This window comes from Sanguibacter suaedae, assembly GCF_016342785.1.
Taxonomy (GTDB): Bacteria; Actinomycetota; Actinomycetes; order Actinomycetales; family Cellulomonadaceae; genus Sanguibacter; species Sanguibacter suaedae.
In genome coordinates, this window is sequence record NZ_JAEINH010000002.1 from 161,913 (window position 1) to 179,721 (window position 17,809).

Here is a 17,809-nt window from a genome sequence, read left to right on the forward strand (position 1 = left end):
GTCAGGCGGGCGCCGGGCCCGTCGTGGTCCCGACCTCGAGGGTGACGGGGAGGTGCACGGCCTCGGGCGGGTCCCCCGCGAGGAGGCCCGCGACGGCTCGGCCGAGCGCCGCGCCCTTCTCGGCGAGGGGTTGGCGCACGGTGGTCAGGCGGTCGGTCCCGAGCCACGGCAGGTCGAGCCCGTCGAATCCTGCGACGGAGACGTCCTCGGGGACCCGCAGCCCGAGCTCCCGAGCGCCGAGGATCGCACCCGCGGCGAGGAGGTCGGACTGGGCGATGATCGCGGTGGGGCGCGTCGCCGGGCCGGGGTGCCGTGCGGGGGAGAGCAGCGCGAGGGCCGCCTCCTTGCCGTGCTCGACGAGCGAGGCCTCGGCCTCCCACACCGTGACGGGGTCGAGCCCGGCGTCGGCGAGTCCCTGGAGGCGGTGCCGTGTGGGTGTCCAGTCCACCTCGTCGGGGACGGCCCCGGTGACGTCCCCGGAGCGCCTGTGGGTCCCGAAGGGCAGGGTGACGACAGCCACCCGCTCGTGGCCGAGGCCGGTGATGTGCCGGGCGAGCTCGGCGGTGCCCGCGCGGTCGTCGATCCCCACGAGGGGGACGTCGGGGACGTGGCGTCCCTCGCCGATGACGACGGGGACCCCGCGGCGTCGGAGAGCCGTGAGCGTGGGGTCCTCGGCGTGCACGCCCCAGATGAGGATGGCGACGTCCATCGCGGCGCTCTCGACGAGGGGGTCGACGACGCGCTTGCCTTCCTCGGAAGGAGCGCCGGGGATGAGGAGGACGCCGAGGCCGAGCGACCCGAGGGTGCTCGCGAGCCCGTCGAGGACCTGCACGGAGACGGGGTCCCGGAAGCTGCGTCGCAGCTGGTCGCCGATGACGACGCCGACGATCCCGGAGCGGCCGGACCGCAGCTGGCGTCCGAGCGGGTTGGGGCCCCGGTACCCGAGGTCCTGCGCCGCGGCGAGGACCTTGGAACGGGTCTTCTCCGCGATGGGGCCGGACGCGGAGAACGCGAGGGACGCCGTCGAGAGCGACACCCCGGCGGCCTCGGCGACGTGGGCGAGGGTGGGTCGGTGTGCGGGCACTGGACCTCCTCACTCTTCATCCCGTCCGTGATTGACGGACGCCGCCAGCGTACCGGAGAATCGTCGTCGAACCTCGAATCGATTCGACGGAGCATCAGCGCGGGGTATCGAATCGATTCGAAGACTCTCGGAAGGAACCACCCATCACGGCCTCGACCACCCCCGAGCAGAAGGTCCACCGCGCGCGCGTCGGACTCCTCGGGCTCTTCCTCCTGCTCGGCATGAGCATCTCCAGCTGGCTCGCCCGGCTCCCGTCCGTCCGCGAGGCGCTCGGCCTCTCCTCCAGCGAGCTCGGCCTCGTCCTCCTCGCCGGGGCCGTCGGCTCCCTCATCGCCGTCACCCTCGCCGGCGGGCTCGTCCAACGGTTCGGCGGCCGCGCCGTCCTCACCGTCGGAGCCCTGGGCATCCTCGTCTCGTTCGTCCTCGAGGGCCTCGGCCCCGCCATCGGGTCAGTGCCCGTCCTCGCCGTCGGCATCTTCCTCAACGGCGCCTCGGTCGCCATCACCAACGTGCCCCAGAACGTCGAGACCGCCGCCGTCGAGCGACGCATGGGCCGCGCGGTGCTCTCGCAGTTCCACGCGGCGTTCTCCATCGGAGCCGTCCTCGGGTCCCTCGTCGGGGCCGCGTGCGCCGCAGCCGACGTCTCCCTCCTCGTCCAGTTCACCGTCACCGGCGTGGTCGCCACCGTGTGGCGCCTCCTGAGCATCCCGCACGTCATCCTCGACACCCACCTGTCCGACGAGGTCCGCTGGGACCGCGCCGTCGACGCACGCACCGCCCGCGTCCGCCGGGCCGAGATCCGCGCCGGCGTCGTCGTCCCCGAGCCCGGGACCACGGGCGCGCGCGCCGCCATGTCCGCCCGGACCGCCCGCCTCGGTGCCGCGCTCGGCGCGTGGCGCGAGCCGCGCACCCTCTACGTCGGCGTCGTCGTGCTCGCGGCCGCCCTCTCCGAGGGGTCCGCGAACAACTGGCTCAACCTCGCCGTCGTCAACGACTTCGGACGCACGGAGTCCGTCGGGGCGCTCGTCTTCGGCGGGTTCGTCACCGCGATGACGCTCGTACGGCTCCTCGGCACCCGTCTCATCGACAGCCTCGGACGGGTCGCCGTCCTGCGCCTCTCCGGCGCGGTGTCCATCGTCGGCCTCCTGCTCTTCGGGTTCGCACCCAGCTTCCCGCTCGCCTGCGCCGGGGTGCTCATGTGGGGAGCGGGTGCTGCGCTCGCCGTCCCCCTGGGGATCGCCGCCGCGTCCGACGACCCGCTCCGGGCGGCCGCCCGCGTGTCCGTCGTCTCGGCCTTCGCGTCCATGGCCTCGCTCGCCGCGCCGCCCCTCCTCGGCTTCGCCGCCGAGCACGTGGGCGAGCGGCTCGCCCTGACGTCGATCGTGGTCGCCATGGTCGCCAGCGTCCTGCTCTCCAGGCACGTCGCCAGGGAGACGCCGGAGCCCGCGGCCGCCTCGCACCCGTCGGAGCACGCACAGGCGGTCGACGAGGCCGAGGCCGTCCGCGACGTCGAGATCGCGGTCGCGACCACGACGGTCCCCACCGTTCCCACCGACCTCACCGACCCCACCGACCCGGAGAAGCCATGACCACGCCGAAGACGACCGCCGGGGATCCCGTGCTCCGTGCCGCGGTCCGCGCCGTCTACGCGATCTTCTTCCTCAGCGGGTTCAACTTCGCCAACTGGGCGTCCCGCATCCCCCTCGTGCGCGACCTCCTGGGGTTCTCGCCCGCGGAGATGGGGCGGCTCATGCTCGTCGCCGCCGTCGGGTCGCTCCTCTCGCTGCCCCTGTCCGGCTGGATCGTGCAGCGCTTCGGTGCCCGCCGGGCGATCGGCGGGTTCGCGGCGGTGAACGTCGTGGGCTTCGCGGGCGCGGCGTGGGGCGTCACCGAGGGGTCGCTCCCCGTGACCCTCGTCGCGCTCTTCCTCTCGGGGGTGGGGATCGGGGTGTGGGACGCCGCCATGAACCTCGAGGGCGCGGCCGTCGAGCAGCGGCTCGGTCGCTCGATCATGCCCCGCTTCCACGCGAGCTTCTCCTTCGGGACCATGGCCGGCGCCGGGCTCGGGGCCGTCGCCTCCGCGCTCGACGTCTCCCTCGTCGCGCACGTGGGCACCGCGGTCCTCGTCGCGCTCGTGCTCGTCCTCCTCGCCCTCCGGCACGTCCTGCCCGACGCGGAGGCGACCGCGGTCGAGACCGCGGCGGACGACGCGGGACCGTCCGCCGACCCGGCGCTGGCCGCCGGGGCCGCCGGCACTGGTGGCACCGTCGGAGCCGTCGGTGCCGCTGACGGCCGACCCAATCCGTTCGGGGCGTGGCTCGAGCCGCGCACCCTGCTCATCGGTCTCGTGGTCCTCGCCGCCGCGCTCACGGAGGGCGCTGCGAACGATTGGCTGAGCATCGCGGTCGTCGACGGCTTCGACGCCTCCCACACGGCCGGCGCCGTCGGCCTCGGCGTGTTCCTCACCGCCATGACCGGGATGCGGCTGCTCGGGACGGCCCTCCTCGACCGGTACGGCCGGGTCGCGGTCCTGCGCCTCTCCGCGGCGCTCGCACTCGTCGGTCTGGGCATCTTCGGGCTCGTGCCCTGGCTCCCGCTCGCGCTCGTGGGCGTCGTCCTCTGGGGCTGCGGGGCCGCTCTCGGGTTCCCCGTGGGGATGAGCGCCGCGAGCGACGACCCCCGGCACGCCGCCGCCCGGCTGAGCGTCGTCTCCACCATCGGGTACACGGCGTTCTTCGCCGGACCGCCCGTGCTCGGGGAGCTCGCCGACCACATCGGGTACCGGCACGCCCTCCTCGCCATCGCGGTCCCCGTCGTGCTCGGGCTGCTCTTCGCGCGCGCCGCGGCCGCCCCGCCCGCCGAGCGCTCGCTCGACGCGGTCGCCAACTAGGCTGGCGGCGTGACCGACGAGACGACCGCGCGCACCGCACCGCGACACGACCCCCTCACCGAGCCGACGTTCGCCGACCTCACGACGCTGCGCGTCGGCGGGGAGATCGACACCTACGTGGAGACCACCACCGAGGCCGAGCTCGTCGACGTTCTGCGCGCAGCGGACGACGCGGGCGATCCCGTGCTCGTCCTCGGCGGAGGGTCCAACCTCCTCGTCGCCGACGAGGGCTTCGGCGGTGTCGTGGTCCGCGACCTGCGTCGCGGCGTGGAGGTCTCGAGCGACGACGCCTGCGGGGGTGCGAACATCACCGTCCCGGCCGGGCACGTCATGGACGACCTCGTGGCGGAGGCCGTCGACAACGGGTGGGTCGGCATCGAGGCCCTCTCCGGCATCCCCGGGACGGTCGGCGCGGCACCCGTGCAGAACATCGGCGCGTACGGGCAGGAGATCTCCGGCACCGTCGCCACGGTGCGCGCCTGGGACCGTGGGGAGTCGCGGATCCGCACCCTGTCGCTCGTGGACCTCGCCTTCGGGTACCGGACGTCCATGCTCAAGCGCACCACCCAGCTCGTCGCGGACGACGGGCCGGGCCACACCGACGACCCGCGGGCGCCCTGGTACCCGACGCCCCGGTACGTCGTGCTCGAGGTGAGCCTGCAGATGCGCCTCGGGAGCCTCTCCGTCCCCGTCGCCTACCCGGAGCTCGCCCGTCGGCTCGGCGTCGAGGTCGGGGCGCGCGCGGACACGGCCGACGTCCGTGCGGCCGTCCTCGAGCTGCGCGGCGGGAAGGGGATGCTCCTCGACGACCCCGACCGTCCCGACCACGACCGGTGGAGCGCAGGGTCCTTCTTCACCAACCCCGTCGTGCCCGCGGACCTCGCCGGCGCACTGCCGGAGGGCGCCCCCCGGTTCCCCGTGCGCACCGCCTCACCCGTCACCACCACGGGGCCCAGCCTCGGCACGGTCGACGAAGGCCTCGTGAAGACGTCCGCGGCGTGGCTCATCGAGCACGCCGGGTTCACCAAGGGGTACGGGGTGGACGGCCCCGACAGCCCGGCGACGCTCTCGACCAAGCACACCCTCGCCCTGACGAACCGTGGCTCGGCGACGTCGAGCGACGTCGTGCGGCTCGCCAGGCAGGTCCGCGACGGGGTCCTGCAGGAGTTCGGGATCGAGCTGGTCCCCGAACCCGTGCTCGTCGGCACCGCTCTCTGAGAGTTCTCTCATCGTCGGCTCCTCGAGCCTTCATGAACGGGCGGCACGCTGTGGGCGCAGCACGCCCGACGCGGGCCCGGCGTTGTGCGCGACGTGCCCCGTGGCCCCGCCACCGGGCTGCGCTGCGGTGGTCGTGACCGGCCGCGACCGGGACCGTGGGGGAGAAGTCACGGTCCCGGTCGCGCCGGTGACGACGCGTCGCCCGTGACGAGCCGGTATCCCATGCCGCGCACCGTCATGAAGCGGTGCGCCCCGAGCTTGTTGCGCAGGTAGCGCACGTACACGTCCACGACGTTCGAGCCGGGATCGAAGTCGTAGCCCCACACCATGGACAGCAGCTGCTCCCTGCTGAGCACCTGCTCCGGGTTGCGCAGGAAGGCCTCCGCGAGCCCGAACTCCCGCGCCGAGAGCTCGACCTCCCGTCCTTCGTCGACGTGGGCCCGACGTGTGCGCAGGTCGAGGGAGAGGCCGCCGTGCGTGAGGACGGTCGGCTCGGCGGACGTGTCGGGCTCGGAGCGCAGGCGTAGGCGGATCCGGGCGAGGAGCTCCTCGAAGCGGAACGGCTTCGCCATGTAGTCGTCGGCGCCGCCCTCGAGGCCCGCGACGGTGTCGGCGACGGAGCTGCGGGCCGTGAGGATGATCACGGGGAGCGAGCTGCCGCCCTGGCGCAGGCGCCGGAGGACGGTGAAGCCGTCCTCGTCGGGGAGCCCCAGGTCGAGGACGAGGAGGTCGAACGTGCCGCTCGCGGCTCCGTCGAGAGCCTCACGACCGGTGCCGACGACGGACGGGACGTGCCCGGCGGCGCGGAGCCCCTTGCTGACGAACTCGCCGATCCGTCCTTCGTCCTCAGCGATCAGGATCCTGCTCATCGGTACCTCTCGTCCGTTCGGTGCCGACGGGCTGCGGTGCCCGCACGGTGATGGTGAAGGTGGACCCCTTGCCCTCCGTCGACCGCACGGAGGCGGCGCCCCCGTGGGCGGAGGCGATCGCGGCGACGATGGCGAGCCCGAGACCGGCCCCGCCCGTGCGACCCGCACCGGGCGCCGCCGTGCCCCGTGAGAACCGGTCGAAGATCCGTCCGACCTCGTCCTGCGGGACCCCGACTCCCTCGTCGCGCACCCAGAACCGTGCGGTGTCCCCGTCGAGGGACGACCCCAGCCCGATCCGCGACCCCTCGGACGAGTGGCGCACCGCGTTGGACGCGAGCTGGAGCCACGCCTGGGTGATGCGCTGCGGGTCGACGTCGAGGACGGCCTCGGCGCGCGCCTCGACGACCCAGCGTCGCGCCCCGAGGGCGCGGGCCTTGTCGAGGACGTCGTCGGTGAGGCGCCCCAGGTGGGTGCTCTCCCGTCGGACGAAGTCGGGTCGGTCGGCCGTGGCGAGCGTCATGAGGTCGTGGACCAGCCGGTCCATGCGGGCGATCTCGTCGAAGGCGATCTCCCGGGTGCTCACGACGTCCTCCGGGTCGCCCGGGTCCATGACCTCCAGGTGCCCGGCGACGATGGTCAGCGGGGTGCGGAGCTCGTGGCTCACGTCGTCGAGGAGGCGACGCTGGGACACGAAGGAGGCCTCGAGGCGTTCCACCATGTCGTTGAACGTCCGTGTCAGGTCGGAGAGGTCGTCGTTGCCCCGCACGGGGATCCGCGCGGTGAGGTCAGACTCGGACACGGTGCGTGCCGTGTCGCGCAGGCGCCGGATGGGTGCGAGGAAGCGGCCGGCGACGAGCCACCCGGCGATGCCGATGAGCACGAGGGACACGGCGGCCACGGCCGCGTACGTCCGGAAGGTGTCGCCCAGGGCGTCGAGCTCGGCACTGCGGTCGAACGCCAGGACGAGGGCACCCGAGTCGTCGGGCCCGAGGACCACCGGGACCGCGACGTAGCGGTACTCGGCCTTCGAGGTCCTCGCGGTGCGGATCATCACCGACGGGTCGGCCTGGACCGCGTCGATCTGCCGGACGAGCTCGGGGTCGTCCTCGAGACGGACCCGCACGGCGCTCGGCGCGTACCAGCGGACCGCACCCTGCGCGTAGCCGAGCATGCCCTCGGTGCGGGCGGGGATGCTGCGCTGGATGGCGACGTGGACGAGCGCCGCGGCGCTGGCGAAGGGCTCGCCGCTCTCCGGGTCGCGCCCGGCGGCGGCGAGGTCCCGGAAGGAGGTCACCGAGCGGGACAACGAGTCGTCGATGCGTGTGTCGACCTTGCGACGCTCGAGGGCGTAGGCGGTGATCCCTGCGATGAGGAGGCCGAGGGCGCACAGGACGAGCATGGCGGCGAGCACGCGTGCCCTGACGGTGCTCCTCACCGGGTGCTTCCGCCGGTGGTGTCGGTGTCGTCCTCGGACGGGCGGTCGTGGAGGTCCTCGACCGTCTCGGCGCCCTCCGTGTCCGGCTCGTCGGCGGTCCCGCCCGGTCCCTCGGGGGCGTCGTCCGGTTCGAGGGACGGGATCCACCGGCTGAACCACAGGGTGGGAGGTGGCTCGGTGGGGAGGGCCGCCGGGCGCGGTGGGGCGTCGGGCAGACCGTGGTCCGGTGCGGCCACCATGGTGGGCCGCAGGGGCACCGGAGGGTCGGTGGGTGTCGACGCCGGGGGCTGGGGCGTCGGGGTGCTCGTCGGCGGTGGCCCGGTGGGCGGGGCCGGGTCGCGGCCGGTGGTGCCGTCGACCGGGGGTGGCACCCTCGGTGGTGCCGCGGGTCGTGCGTGGACGGGCGGACCGGGGTCGGGCGCCGGACCGGGCGGGTTCCCGGCCGGGGGACGCGTCGAGGGTGTCGGGGTCGGTCGGGCTGCGGGTGGTCCCGGCGAGACCGTGCGGGGGCGGTCGACGGTCGGTCCCGGGCCGCCGGGGGTGCTCGGGCCGGTGCTGGGCCGGGCGGAGGCGGTCGGGTCCGGCGGCGGAGGGTCCAGCGAGACCGCGGCCCCGAGGTCGACCGGTCCCCGGTCGTGGGTCACCAGCTCCCAGGAGCCGGCCGCGGCGATCCACACGACGAGGACGGCGCAGGAGGCGCCGAGCACGCGGCGGGCTGTCGTCATCCGACAAGTATCCGACAGATCACCCGGACGATCCCGACAGAACGGTGGAGAGAGGCCGGACGTGACACGCCGGACGTGCGGGGAGCGACCTGGAGGGGGGAGACAAACCCGTCCCGCCCAGCCACACTTGACCCGTGACGACCCTCCGCGACGACGTCCGCGACCAGTCCTCCGTCCGTCCGGGCCGCCGAGCGGTGGCCGCCTGGGCCGCATGGGACTGGGGATCGGCGGCGTTCAACGCCGTGGTCACCACCTTCGTGTTCACCCGGTGGATCACCAGCAGCGACTTCGTGGACCCGGACGTCGTCCGGGCGGCCGAGGCCGGGGGCGACGGGTCCGCGGCGCAGGCCGTCCTCGACGGCGTCCTCGCCGACCACTCCGCATGGCTCGGCTGGGGGATCGCCGCCGCGGGTCTCCTCATCGCCCTCCTCGCCCCGGTCCTCGGGTCGCGTTCGGACGACACGGGCCGGCGCCGCCTGTGGCTCGGCATCAACACCGCCGTCGTGGTGGTCCTCACCGCCGCGATGTTCCTCGTCACCCCCGACCCCGCCGCGCTCGAGCAGAACCTCGTCCTCGGGATCGTCCTGCTGTCCCTCGGCAACATCTTCTTCGAGCTCGCCTCCGTGGGCTACAACGCGATGATCTCCCAGGTCTCCACCCCGGCGACGCTGGGCAAGGTGAGCGGGATCGGCTGGGGCGCCGGCTACCTCGGCGGGATCGTCCTCCTGCTCGTGCTCTTCGTGGGGTTCATCGACCCCGACGTGGGGTGGTTCGGGGTCACCGGCGAGAACGGTCTCGACGTGCGGGTGAGCGTGCTGCTCTCCGCGGTGTGGTTCGCGGTCTTCGCCGTCCCCGTGCTGCGGGCCGTCCCCGAGGTCCCCGCGAGCCGCGAGCGGGCGCGCCGCAGCATCGTCGAGTCCTACCGGGCGCTCGCGCGCGACGTCGCCGTGCTGTGGCGCACCGACCGCCGCACCGTCCGGTTCCTCCTCGCGAGCGCCGTGTTCCGCGACGGCCTCGCCGGGGTCTTCACGTTCGGCGGGATCATCGCGTCGGTGACGTTCGGCTTCTCCGCGAGCGGCGTCATCGTCTTCGCGATCGTGGCGAACGTCGTCGCCGGGCTCGCCACCGTCGTCACCGGGTACGTCGAGGACCGGGTGGGCGGCAAGCCCGTCATCGTCGCCTCCCTCTGCGGGATGATCGCGGCGGCGGTCGTCGTCCTCGTCCTCCACGACGGCGGACCGACGGTCTTCTGGGTCTTCGGGCTCGCCCTGTGCGTGTTCGTGGGGCCGGCCCAGTCCGCGAGCCGCGCCCTGCTCGCCCGGCTGACGCCCCCGGGGCGGGAGGGCGAGATGTTCGGCCTGTACGCCACGACCGGTCGGGCCGCGAGCTTCCTCGCACCGGGCGCCTTCTCCCTGAGCATCGCAGTGCTGGGGGAGCAGCACTGGGGGATCCTCGGGCTCGTCGTGGTCCTCGCCCTCGGGCTCGTGCTCCTCCTGCCGGTCCGGGTCGGGGACGTCCACCCCCGCGCCGACCGTCGACCGCCCGCGGACCTCCTGCCCTGACGAGCCCGCCGCAGCGCCTCCCGGCACCCCTCGAGCGGCCCGGCCCTCCACGCCGCGGCCCTTCTGCCAGACTCGATGGCATGAGTGCCACCCCCTGGTTCCCCGACGTCCTCGGCGACCCGTGGGTGGCCCGGACCCTCGAGCTCCGTCCCGACGAGCGCGGACCGGTCGTCGCGACCCTCGTCACGCGGCGACGCGGGGACGACGCAGCACCCGTCCCACCGGTCCCCGCCGGACGCACGGCCGTGCTCTACGTCCACGGCTTCGCCGACTACTTCTTCCAGGCCCACCTCGCCCAGGAGTGGGCGGACCACGGCGTCGACCTCTACGCGATCGACCTGCGCGCGTACGGGCGCTCGCTGCGGGACCACCAGACGCCCAACTACTGCGACGACCTCCGCGAGTACGGGGAGGACCTCGCGGCGGCGACGGCGGTCCTGCGCGACGAGCTCGGGTACTCGCGCCTCCTGCTCATGGGGCACTCGACCGGTGGCCTGCTCGTGTCCTTGTGGGCGCACAGCGCGACGGGCCGCGCGACGGTCGACGGCCTGGTCCTCAACAGCCCGTGGTTCGACCTCAACCGCCCCTGGTTCGACCGCGTCGTGAGCACCGCGGTGCTCGACGTCGTCGGCCGGCGCGCCAGGTACGTCGTCCTGCAGTCCGGGCCGTCGGAGTACTCGCGGACGCTGCACCGGGAGGGGGGAGGCGAGTGGGAGTACGACCTCGCCCTCAAACCTCCCGAGGGTTTCGGGGTGCTCGCCGGGTGGTTGCGGGCCATCCGTGCGGGGCACGCCCGGCTGGCCGCCGGGCTCGACCTCGACTGCCCGGTCCTCGTGTGCTGCTCGACGCGCAGCGGAGTCAACCGGCCCGACAACCCGGACCTGGGGCGGGTCGACGCCGTCCTCGACGTCCGGCACATCGTGGCCCGCGCGCCCGCCCTGGGGCGGGACGTCACGGTCGTCCAGGTGGAGGACGGCATCCATGACCTCGCGCTGTCCGCCGAGCCCGCACGCTCCGCGTACTTCCGGGCCGTGTCCGACTGGGTGGGTGAACGGTTCGGGCTCACGCGCTGACCGCCCGCACGGCGGACGGTCAGGCCTGCAGCGCGGTCCGGACGGCGTCGACGAGCTCCTCCTCCGGCAGGCCGGTGTCCCGCACCTGGTCGGCGAAGGCTCGTGCGGCCTGCTCCAGGCGCGCGCGGGCGGTGACGGCAGTCCCGGCGACCACGGTGCCCGCGCGCCCCCGGGTCTCGACGACGCCCGCGGCCTCGAGCTCCCGGTACGCGCGTGCCACGGTGCCCGCCGCCACGCCGAGCGCAGAGGCGAGCGCCCGGATGGGTGGCAGGCGGTCGCCCACCCGCAGCTCCTGCGACGCGACGAGGTCGACGACCCGGGTGCGGACCTGCTCGTACGGCGGCACGTCGGAGGCGGGGTCGACGGTGATCTGGGTGGGGTCCACCCGGCAAGCCTAGGTCCGGTGGTGTGCCGAGCGGCACACGTCCCGGGATGGGGAGGAGTCCCCACCTCGGCAGGTCCTGGTACGGGTGTCCCGGGCACGGGTCGTAGGGTCGACGACCATGAGCACGAACCGCACGCACCCACACCCGTCCGGACCGGCCCGCCCTGCCGCTCCGGCCCCGTCCGAGGTCTCCGAGGCCCTCGCTGCCACCGACCCGGCCGCCGCGCTCGTCGCCCCGGCCGAGACCGTGAGCACCGACGGCCCGGTCGACCCCGGTGTCCTCGTGCGTGCCGGAGAGGCGTTCGGACCCGTCCCGCTCCCCGCGGGCGTGGACCCGGTGACGGTGCGGACCCTGGCCGGTGAGCTCACCGCCCTGCACGCCGCACCGGTCGGCGCGCCCCGAGGCACGGTGCTCCTCGTGCCCGGCTTCACCGGGTCCAAGGAGGACTTCGCGCCCCTCGTCCCGCTCCTCGCCGCGTCCGGGTGGGACACGTGGGCGTACAGCCAGCGCGGCCAGGCGGACTCGGTCGCCCCGGAGGGGGTCGACGCGTACCGGCTCGAGGACTTCGCTGGCGACGTCCTCCAGGTCGCGGCCGTGGTGGGCGCGGGGGAACCCGTGCACCTCGTCGGCCACAGCTTCGGTGGTCTCGTGGCGCGCGCGGCGGCCCTGGCACGCCCCGACGCCTTCCTCGACGTCGTCCTCCTGTGCTCGGGACCGCGCGGGTGGGGGAGCGGCCGCGAGCAGATGCTCGCCCTCCTCGACGACCAGGGGTCGCTGGGGGTGTGGGCGCGGGACTTCCCGGACCACGTGGACACCGACCCCGCAGAGCTCGAGCCGTACGTCGCGTACCGCAGGCTCCGTGCCGAGAGGACGTCGACGGACTCCCTGAGGGGCATCGTCCACGTCCTGTGGGACGCCGACGACCGGACGGAGGACCTCCGGGCGACCGGTCTGCGGACCCTCGTCGCACACGGTGAGACCGACACCGCCTGGCCGCAGGAGTGGCAGGCGCAGATGGCCGAGGTCCTCGGTGGTGGCTACGAGATCATCGCCGGGGCAGGGCACTGCCCCGCCGAGGAGCAGCCTGCCGCGACGGCTGAGGTCCTCGACCGGTTCTGGGGCGCTCCGCGACCGCGCTGAGCACGCGCGCGAAGGGCCGCGGGGGACGGGACGGGAGGGGACACCCGAACCGTGAGGATCCCGTAACGGGTGAGCAACGTCACACGTCCTTCGGGGAAACACACCGCTGACAGTGTTCGGGGCACCGCGGGCCTGGAGGCCCGTCGGGCACACCGGTCGCACCGTCCCCAGGAGGGACGACGCCCAACGTCGGAGGTTCCCATGCGTCTCCCGTCCCACCGCGCCACGACAGGCGCGGCAGTCGCCCTCGCCGCGGCCCTCGCCCTCACCGGCTGCAGCCAGAAGACCGCCGGCGGCACCGCCGCCGACGCGAGCTCCGGCGGCACCGCCGACGAGCTCGCCATCGTCGCCGACGTGCAGATCGACACCACCGGCGCCGAGGTCGCCGCCGACGGTGCGGGGGAGCCGGCCGACCCCGCCGGGGACGGCAGCGCCGTGTGCGACCCGGTGACGATCGCGCTCGCGGGCGCCCTCACCGGGCCCAACGCCGCTCTCGGGCAGAACATCCTCTACGGGGCCCAGGTCGCCCTCGAGAAGCACAACGAGGCCAACGCCGACTGCCAGGTGGCGATCACGCCCTTCGACACCGAGGGAGACCCCCAGAAGGCGACCCAGGTGGCGCCGCAGATCGTCGGGGACGAGAGCGTCATCGGGCTCCTCGGTCCCGCGTTCTCCGGGGAGACCAAGGCCACCGGTGACGTGTTCCACCAGGCGGGCCTGCTGTCCCTGTCCGCGTCGGCCACCAACCCCGACCTCACCACCAACGGGTGGGACACCTTCTACCGCGGCCTCGCCAACGACGCCGTGCAGGGTCCCGCCGTGGCGCGGTACATGGTCGACACCCTCGGTTACGAGGCCGTGTGCGTCGTCTCCGACAACTCCGACTACGGCATCGGGCTCGCCGAGGAGATCGTCGGCGGTCTCGGGGACGCCGCCGACGAGTCGTGCAGCACCGAGGTGAAGACCGGGGACAAGGACTTCGCGGCGGGCGTCCAGCTCATCAGCGGCTCCGAGGCGGACGCCGTGTTCTTCGCGGGCTACTACGCGGAGGCCGCGCCGTTCGTCCAGCAGCTGCGCGACGCCGGTGTCGAGACGCCCTTAGTGTCTGCCGACGGCGTCAACGACCCGCAGTTCGTCTCCCAGGCGGGGTCCTCGTCCGAGGGCGCCGTCCTGTCCTGCCCGTGCGGCCCCGCACCCGAGGAGTTCGCCGCCGAGTACGAGGAGATGCACGGGCAGGCCCCGGGCGTGTACTCCACCGAGGGGTACGACCTCATGACCATCCTGCTCCGCGGTGTCGACTCCGGGGCCACCGACCGCGCGTCGCTCCTCGAGTTCGTCGCCGGCTACGAGGGTGAGGGGCTGGCACGCAGCTACATGTGGGACGACACGGGCGAGCTGAGCGACGCGCTCATCTGGATCTACTCCGTCAAGTGAGCCCGACCCCCAGTCGAAGGACATCCTCGTGACCGGAGAACACCTCCACGCCGCGCTCCTGGCGGCGGACGTCGTCGCCGAGCCGCTCATCGGGTTCGACACCGGCGCCCTGGCCCGCAACTTCTGGGCGCTCACCGTGGACGGGCTCACCTACGGGTCCGTGTACGCACTCGTGGCCGTCGGCTACACCCTCGTCTACGGGGTGCTGCGGCTCATCAACTTCGCGCACTCGGAGGTCTTCATGCTCGGCATGTTCGGCCAGTACGCGATGCTCATGCTCCTCGGCTTCGGGCCCAGCGGGAACGCCTACGACCTGGGTATCGCGATGACCGTCGTGTACCTCGGGGTGGCGATGGTGGGCGGGATGGCCGTCTCCGGCGGCGTGGCGGTGGGCCTCGAACGCGTGGCCTACCGCCCGCTCCGGGCGCGGGGGGCAGGCCCGCTCGTCTTCCTCATCACCGCCATCGGGGCGTCGTTCGTCCTCCAGGAGATCGTCCACTTCGTGCTCCCGAAGGTCACGGGCGGGTCGCTCGGCGGGGTCAACGCCCAGCAGCCCATCCGGCTCGTCGAGCCGGTGCCGCAGCTCACCATCGGCTCCGCGACGGTGACCAACGTGACGATCATCATCATCGTCTCCGCGCTCGTGCTCGCCCTCGCGACGGACACCTTCATCAACCGGACCAAGTTCGGTCGGGGGATCCGCGCCGTCGCGCAGGACCCGGTGACGGCGACGCTCATGGGTGTCTCCCGTGAACGGATCATCATGCTGACGTTCCTCGTCGGCGGGCTCCTCGCCGGTGCCGCCGCGCTGCTCTACACGCTGCGCGTCCCCAACGGCATCATCTACTCGGGCGGGTTCATCCTCGGCATCAAGGCCTTCTGCGCCGCGGTGCTCGGCGGCATCGGCAACCTGCGCGGCGCCCTCCTCGGTGGGCTCCTCCTCGGGGTCATGGAGAACTACGGGCAGGTGCTCCTCGGGACGGAGTGGCGCGACGTCGTCGCCTTCGCGCTCCTCATCGGCGTGCTCATGGTCCGCCCGACGGGGATCCTCGGCGAGTCGCTCGGGAGGGCCCGCGCATGAGCACCGACGCACCGACCGGCTCCCGGACCGGCACCCCGACGTCCACCCCCACCGGGCGGCGCCCGCACGGGGGTGTCGGTGACGCCCTCCGCCTCTGGTGGGACGCCCTGGCCCGGCCCACCCAGTGGGCCCTGGGGGTTCCCTTCATCCTCCTCGTCGCCCTCCTGCCCGTCCTGCAGATCCCCGTCCTCACCACCGTGGGGACGAGCTTCGGCGCCGTCCTGGCGCAGTTCGGGATGTACGCCCTCATCGCGATCGGTCTCAACGTCGTCGTGGGGCAGGCGGGTCTCCTCGACCTCGGGTATATCGGGTTCTACGCCATCGGCGCCTACACGGTGGCCATTCTCACGAGCCCAGCGAGCCCCTGGAACCAGATGGGGGTCGACGGGTGGTTGTCGCAGGACTGGGCGTGGCTCGCCGCGCTCCCGGTGGCGGTCGCCGTCACGGCGGTGTCGGGCCTGGTCCTCGGGTCCCCGACCCTGCGTCTGCGGGGCGACTACCTCGCTATCGTCACCCTGGGTTTCGGTGAGATCGTCCGTCTCCTCGCCGACAACCTCGACGAGGTCACCGGGGGCGGCCGAGGCCTGGCGCAGGTCGCCTACCCGCGCCTGGGCGAGTCCGACGCGAACCCCAACGGCGTGTTCTCCGCCGGGTCGGGGTCGGGCGTCCTCACGTCGGGCGTCTGGTGGTACTGGACGAGCCTCGTGCTCATCGTCGTGGTCCTCCTGCTCGTGGGGAACCTCGAGCGCTCCCGGGTGGGACGCTCGTGGGTGGCCATCCGTGAGGACGAGGACGCCGCCGAGATCATGGGCGTCCCGACGTTCCGCTTCAAGCTGTGGGCCTTCGTCATCGGTGCGTCGATCGGGGGTATGTCTGGCGCCCTCTACGCGGGGCAGGTGCAGTTCGTGAGCCCCACGAACTTCAACGTCATCAACTCCGTCCTCTTCCTCTGCGCGGTGGTCCTCGGCGGCCAGGGCAACAAGCTCGGCGTGATCCTCGGGGCGTTCCTCATCGTGTACCTGCCGAACTTCTTCCTCGGCCGCACCGAGATCCTCGGCCTGCCGATCGACGGGACACGGATCGCGGAGCTGCGCTACCTGTTCTTCGGGATCGCACTCATGGTGCTCATGATCTTCCGGCCGCAGGGCCTGCTGCCGGTGCGGCAGAAGCTCCTCGCGTACGGCAGGACGTTGTACCTGGCGGCTCGACGCGCGTCGACTCAGCCCGTCGTGAAGGAGGGGTCGTGAGCGACATCGAGCGCCGAGAGGCGGACCTGCCCGGTGGTGGCCTCGAGGAACCGGCGGTGGTCGACGTCGCGGACGTCGACCCGTCGCTCGCCGACCCGGACCTCGTCGCGGAGCGCGTCGCCGCCCGACGCGGCATCCGCGTCCCGGTCGGCGCCCCGCTGCTGCGCATGGAGGGGGTGACCGTCCGGTTCGGCGGTCTGACCGCCGTGGACGACGTGTCGTTCGACATCCGTCGCGGCGAGATCCTCGGGCTCATCGGCCCCAACGGGGCGGGCAAGACCACGTGCTTCAACGCCATGACGGGGGTCTACCGGCCGACGTCCGGTCGCGTCGTGCTCGATGGGCAGGCCCTCAGGCGGCACCGTCGTCACGAGATCACGCGGCTGGGCATCGCCCGGACGTTCCAGAACATCCGGCTCTTCGGCGAGATGACTGCGCTGGAGAACGTGGTGGTCGGCACGGACGCCCGGCACGCCACGTCGGTGCCTGGTGCCCTCCTGCGCTCACGGCGGCACCGCCGTGAGGAGCGCGAGGGGATCGAGCGGGCCATGGCGCTGCTCGAGCTGGTCGGGGTCGGTGCCATGGCCACGGAGAAGGCGCGGAACCTGTCGTACGGGCACCAGCGTCGGCTCGAGATCGCCCGGGCCCTCGCCACGGAGCCCAAGCTCCTGTGCCTCGACGAGCCGGCCGCGGGGTTCAACCCCGCGGAGAAGGAGGCCCTCATGGGTCTCATCCGGCAGATCCGCGACGACGGGTACACGGTGCTGCTCATCGAGCACGACATGAGGCTCGTGCGGGGCGTCACCGACCGGATCGTCGTGCTCGAGTTCGGGCGCGTCATCGCGGAGGGCACCCCCGAAGAGGTGACCGCCGACCCGGCGGTCGTCGCCGCCTACCTGGGAGTCCCTGACGATGCCACTGCTTGAGATCACGGACATGACGGTCGCCTACGGGCGCATCGAGGCCCTGCACGGCGTGACCCTGCACGTCGACGACGGGGAGCTCGTCACCCTCATCGGGGCCAACGGGGCGGGCAAGACCACCACGATGCGGGCCGTGTCGGGGATCCGCCCCCTGTCGTCCGGCAGCATCGTCTTCGACGGTCAGGACATCACTCGGATGAAGGCCCACGTGCGGGTCGCGGAAGGGATCGTCCAGGCACCCGAGGGGCGTGGCGTCTTCGCTGGGATGACCGTCATGGAGAACCTCGAGATGGGGTGCTACGCCCGGACGTTCGCGTCCCGGGCCGAGCACGACGCGACGGTGGACCGCGTCTTCGAGCTCTTCCCGCGGCTCGCGGAGAGACGCACCCAGCTGGGCGGGACGATGTCCGGCGGCGAGCAGCAGATGCTCGCGATCGGCCGCGCTCTCATGGCACGTCCCAGGGTGCTGCTCCTCGACGAGCCGTCCATGGGGCTCGCGCCGATGATCATCCAGCAGATCTTCCGGATCGTCTCGGAGATCAACGCCCAGGGCACCACGGTGCTCCTCGTGGAGCAGAATGCCCAGCAGGCGCTCTCGCGCTCCGACCGGGCGTACGTCCTGGAGACCGGGTCCGTGGTGCGCACCGGTCCGGGCAAGGAGCTCCTCGCCGACCCGGCCATCAAGGACGCCTACCTCGGCGTCGCCTGAGCGGTGACGCCCCACCGCCCGGTGACGCCCCGG

Annotated in this window: 16 protein-coding genes; 11 read left to right on the forward strand and 5 right to left on the reverse strand. The window is 73.2% G+C overall.

All coding sequences use genetic code 11. The features are described 5' to 3' along the window. Position 1: 1 nt before the first annotated feature. The gene (locus JAV76_RS03060) at positions 2-1,084 is read right to left on the reverse strand and encodes a LacI family DNA-binding transcriptional regulator (RefSeq protein ID WP_198732549.1); all 1,083 of its coding nucleotides are present in this window, start codon (positions 1,082-1,084) and stop codon (positions 2-4) included. Positions 1,085-1,227: 143 nt separating this feature from the next. On the opposite strand from JAV76_RS03060, the gene JAV76_RS03065 reads away from it, so the two are divergent. From JAV76_RS03065 to JAV76_RS03075, 3 genes are read left to right on the forward strand one after another with little or no spacing between them, the layout of a single operon-like run. After that, a complete protein-coding gene (locus JAV76_RS03065; RefSeq protein WP_198732743.1) occupies positions 1,228-2,673 on the forward strand; it encodes an MFS transporter in 1,446 nt (481 codons plus the stop codon). Next, complete coding sequence (locus JAV76_RS03070) at positions 2,670-3,974, forward strand: MFS transporter (RefSeq protein WP_198732550.1); 1,305 nt, start codon at positions 2,670-2,672, stop codon at positions 3,972-3,974. The genes JAV76_RS03065 and JAV76_RS03070 overlap by 4 nt, the downstream gene beginning before the upstream one ends. A 9-nt stretch (positions 3,975-3,983) precedes the next feature. Continuing rightward, positions 3,984-5,192, forward strand: a complete 1,209-nt coding sequence (locus tag JAV76_RS03075; RefSeq protein WP_198732551.1) for a UDP-N-acetylmuramate dehydrogenase — start codon at positions 3,984-3,986, stop codon at positions 5,190-5,192. Positions 5,193-5,359: 167 nt separating this feature from the next. Here JAV76_RS03075 and JAV76_RS03080 read toward each other — a convergent pair whose 3' ends face one another. The 3 genes from JAV76_RS03080 to JAV76_RS03090 are packed head-to-tail and all read right to left on the reverse strand — an operon-like array spanning position 5,360 to position 8,221. After that, a complete protein-coding gene (locus JAV76_RS03080) occupies positions 5,360-6,061 on the reverse strand; it encodes a response regulator transcription factor (protein ID WP_198732552.1) in 702 nt (233 codons plus the stop codon). After that, positions 6,039-7,496 (reverse strand): sensor histidine kinase, encoded by a 1,458-nt coding sequence (locus tag JAV76_RS03085; protein WP_307843961.1) that lies wholly within the window; start codon positions 7,494-7,496, stop codon positions 6,039-6,041. The genes JAV76_RS03080 and JAV76_RS03085 overlap by 23 nt, the downstream gene beginning before the upstream one ends. Beyond that, a complete protein-coding gene (locus tag JAV76_RS03090; protein WP_198732553.1) occupies positions 7,493-8,221 on the reverse strand; it encodes a hypothetical protein in 729 nt (242 codons plus the stop codon). The genes JAV76_RS03085 and JAV76_RS03090 overlap by 4 nt, the downstream gene beginning before the upstream one ends. Before the next feature lie 134 nt (positions 8,222-8,355). On the opposite strand from JAV76_RS03090, the gene JAV76_RS03095 reads away from it, so the two are divergent. Beyond that, a complete protein-coding gene (locus tag JAV76_RS03095; RefSeq protein ID WP_198732554.1) occupies positions 8,356-9,783 on the forward strand; it encodes an MFS transporter in 1,428 nt (475 codons plus the stop codon). 80 nt (positions 9,784-9,863) lie between these two features. Then, positions 9,864-10,856 carry an alpha/beta hydrolase gene (locus JAV76_RS03100; RefSeq protein WP_198732555.1) on the forward strand — a complete coding sequence of 331 codons (993 nt, stop codon included), beginning with the start codon at positions 9,864-9,866 and terminating at the stop codon, positions 10,854-10,856. Between the two features lie 19 nt (positions 10,857-10,875). Here JAV76_RS03100 and JAV76_RS03105 read toward each other — a convergent pair whose 3' ends face one another. Beyond that, complete coding sequence (locus tag JAV76_RS03105) at positions 10,876-11,241, reverse strand: GntR family transcriptional regulator (RefSeq protein ID WP_198732556.1); 366 nt, start codon at positions 11,239-11,241, stop codon at positions 10,876-10,878. Between the two features lie 118 nt (positions 11,242-11,359). Here JAV76_RS03105 and JAV76_RS03110 point away from each other — a divergent pair, with 118 nt between their 5' ends. The 6 genes from JAV76_RS03110 (at position 11,360) to JAV76_RS03135 (ending at position 17,776) form a co-directional block, all read left to right on the forward strand. Then, positions 11,360-12,382: an alpha/beta fold hydrolase gene (locus JAV76_RS03110; RefSeq protein WP_198732557.1), complete on the forward strand. Its 1,023-nt coding sequence runs from the start codon at positions 11,360-11,362 to the stop codon at positions 12,380-12,382. A gap of 201 nt (positions 12,383-12,583) precedes the next feature. Then, on the forward strand, positions 12,584-13,816 hold the full coding sequence (locus JAV76_RS03115) for a branched-chain amino acid ABC transporter substrate-binding protein (protein ID WP_198732558.1): 1,233 nt from the start codon (positions 12,584-12,586) through the stop codon (positions 13,814-13,816). A 28-nt stretch (positions 13,817-13,844) separates the two neighbouring features. Beyond that, complete coding sequence (locus JAV76_RS03120) at positions 13,845-14,897, forward strand: branched-chain amino acid ABC transporter permease (RefSeq protein WP_307843962.1); 1,053 nt, start codon at positions 13,845-13,847, stop codon at positions 14,895-14,897. Beyond that, positions 14,894-16,144 carry a branched-chain amino acid ABC transporter permease gene (locus tag JAV76_RS03125; protein WP_198732559.1) on the forward strand — a complete coding sequence of 417 codons (1,251 nt, stop codon included), beginning with the start codon at positions 14,894-14,896 and terminating at the stop codon, positions 16,142-16,144. The genes JAV76_RS03120 and JAV76_RS03125 overlap by 4 nt, the downstream gene beginning before the upstream one ends. Next, positions 16,141-17,070, forward strand: a complete 930-nt coding sequence (locus tag JAV76_RS03130; RefSeq protein WP_198732560.1) for an ABC transporter ATP-binding protein — start codon at positions 16,141-16,143, stop codon at positions 17,068-17,070. Before JAV76_RS03125 ends, JAV76_RS03130 begins: the two co-directional genes overlap by 4 nt. Continuing rightward, entirely contained in the window at positions 17,057-17,776 is a 720-nt protein-coding gene (locus tag JAV76_RS03135; protein ID WP_198732561.1) for an ABC transporter ATP-binding protein, read from the forward strand. The genes JAV76_RS03130 and JAV76_RS03135 overlap by 14 nt, the downstream gene beginning before the upstream one ends. The last annotated feature ends 33 nt before the right edge of the window (positions 17,777-17,809 follow it).

Coding starts and splice junctions, on each gene's coding strand:
- JAV76_RS03090 (WP_198732553.1), bottom strand. CDS start 8,221: ATGACGACAGCCCGCCGCGTGCTCGGCGCCTCCTGCGCCGTCCTCGTC.
- JAV76_RS03080 (WP_198732552.1), bottom strand. CDS start 6,061: ATGAGCAGGATCCTGATCGCTGAGGACGAAGGACGGATCGGCGAGTTC.
- JAV76_RS03115 (WP_198732558.1), top strand. CDS start 12,584: ATGCGTCTCCCGTCCCACCGCGCCACGACAGGCGCGGCAGTCGCCCTC.
- JAV76_RS03070 (WP_198732550.1), top strand. CDS start 2,670: ATGACCACGCCGAAGACGACCGCCGGGGATCCCGTGCTCCGTGCCGCG.
- JAV76_RS03110 (WP_198732557.1), top strand. CDS start 11,360: ATGAGCACGAACCGCACGCACCCACACCCGTCCGGACCGGCCCGCCCT.
- JAV76_RS03100 (WP_198732555.1), top strand. CDS start 9,864: ATGAGTGCCACCCCCTGGTTCCCCGACGTCCTCGGCGACCCGTGGGTG.
- JAV76_RS03135 (WP_198732561.1), top strand. CDS start 17,057: ATGCCACTGCTTGAGATCACGGACATGACGGTCGCCTACGGGCGCATC.
- JAV76_RS03125 (WP_198732559.1), top strand. CDS start 14,894: ATGAGCACCGACGCACCGACCGGCTCCCGGACCGGCACCCCGACGTCC.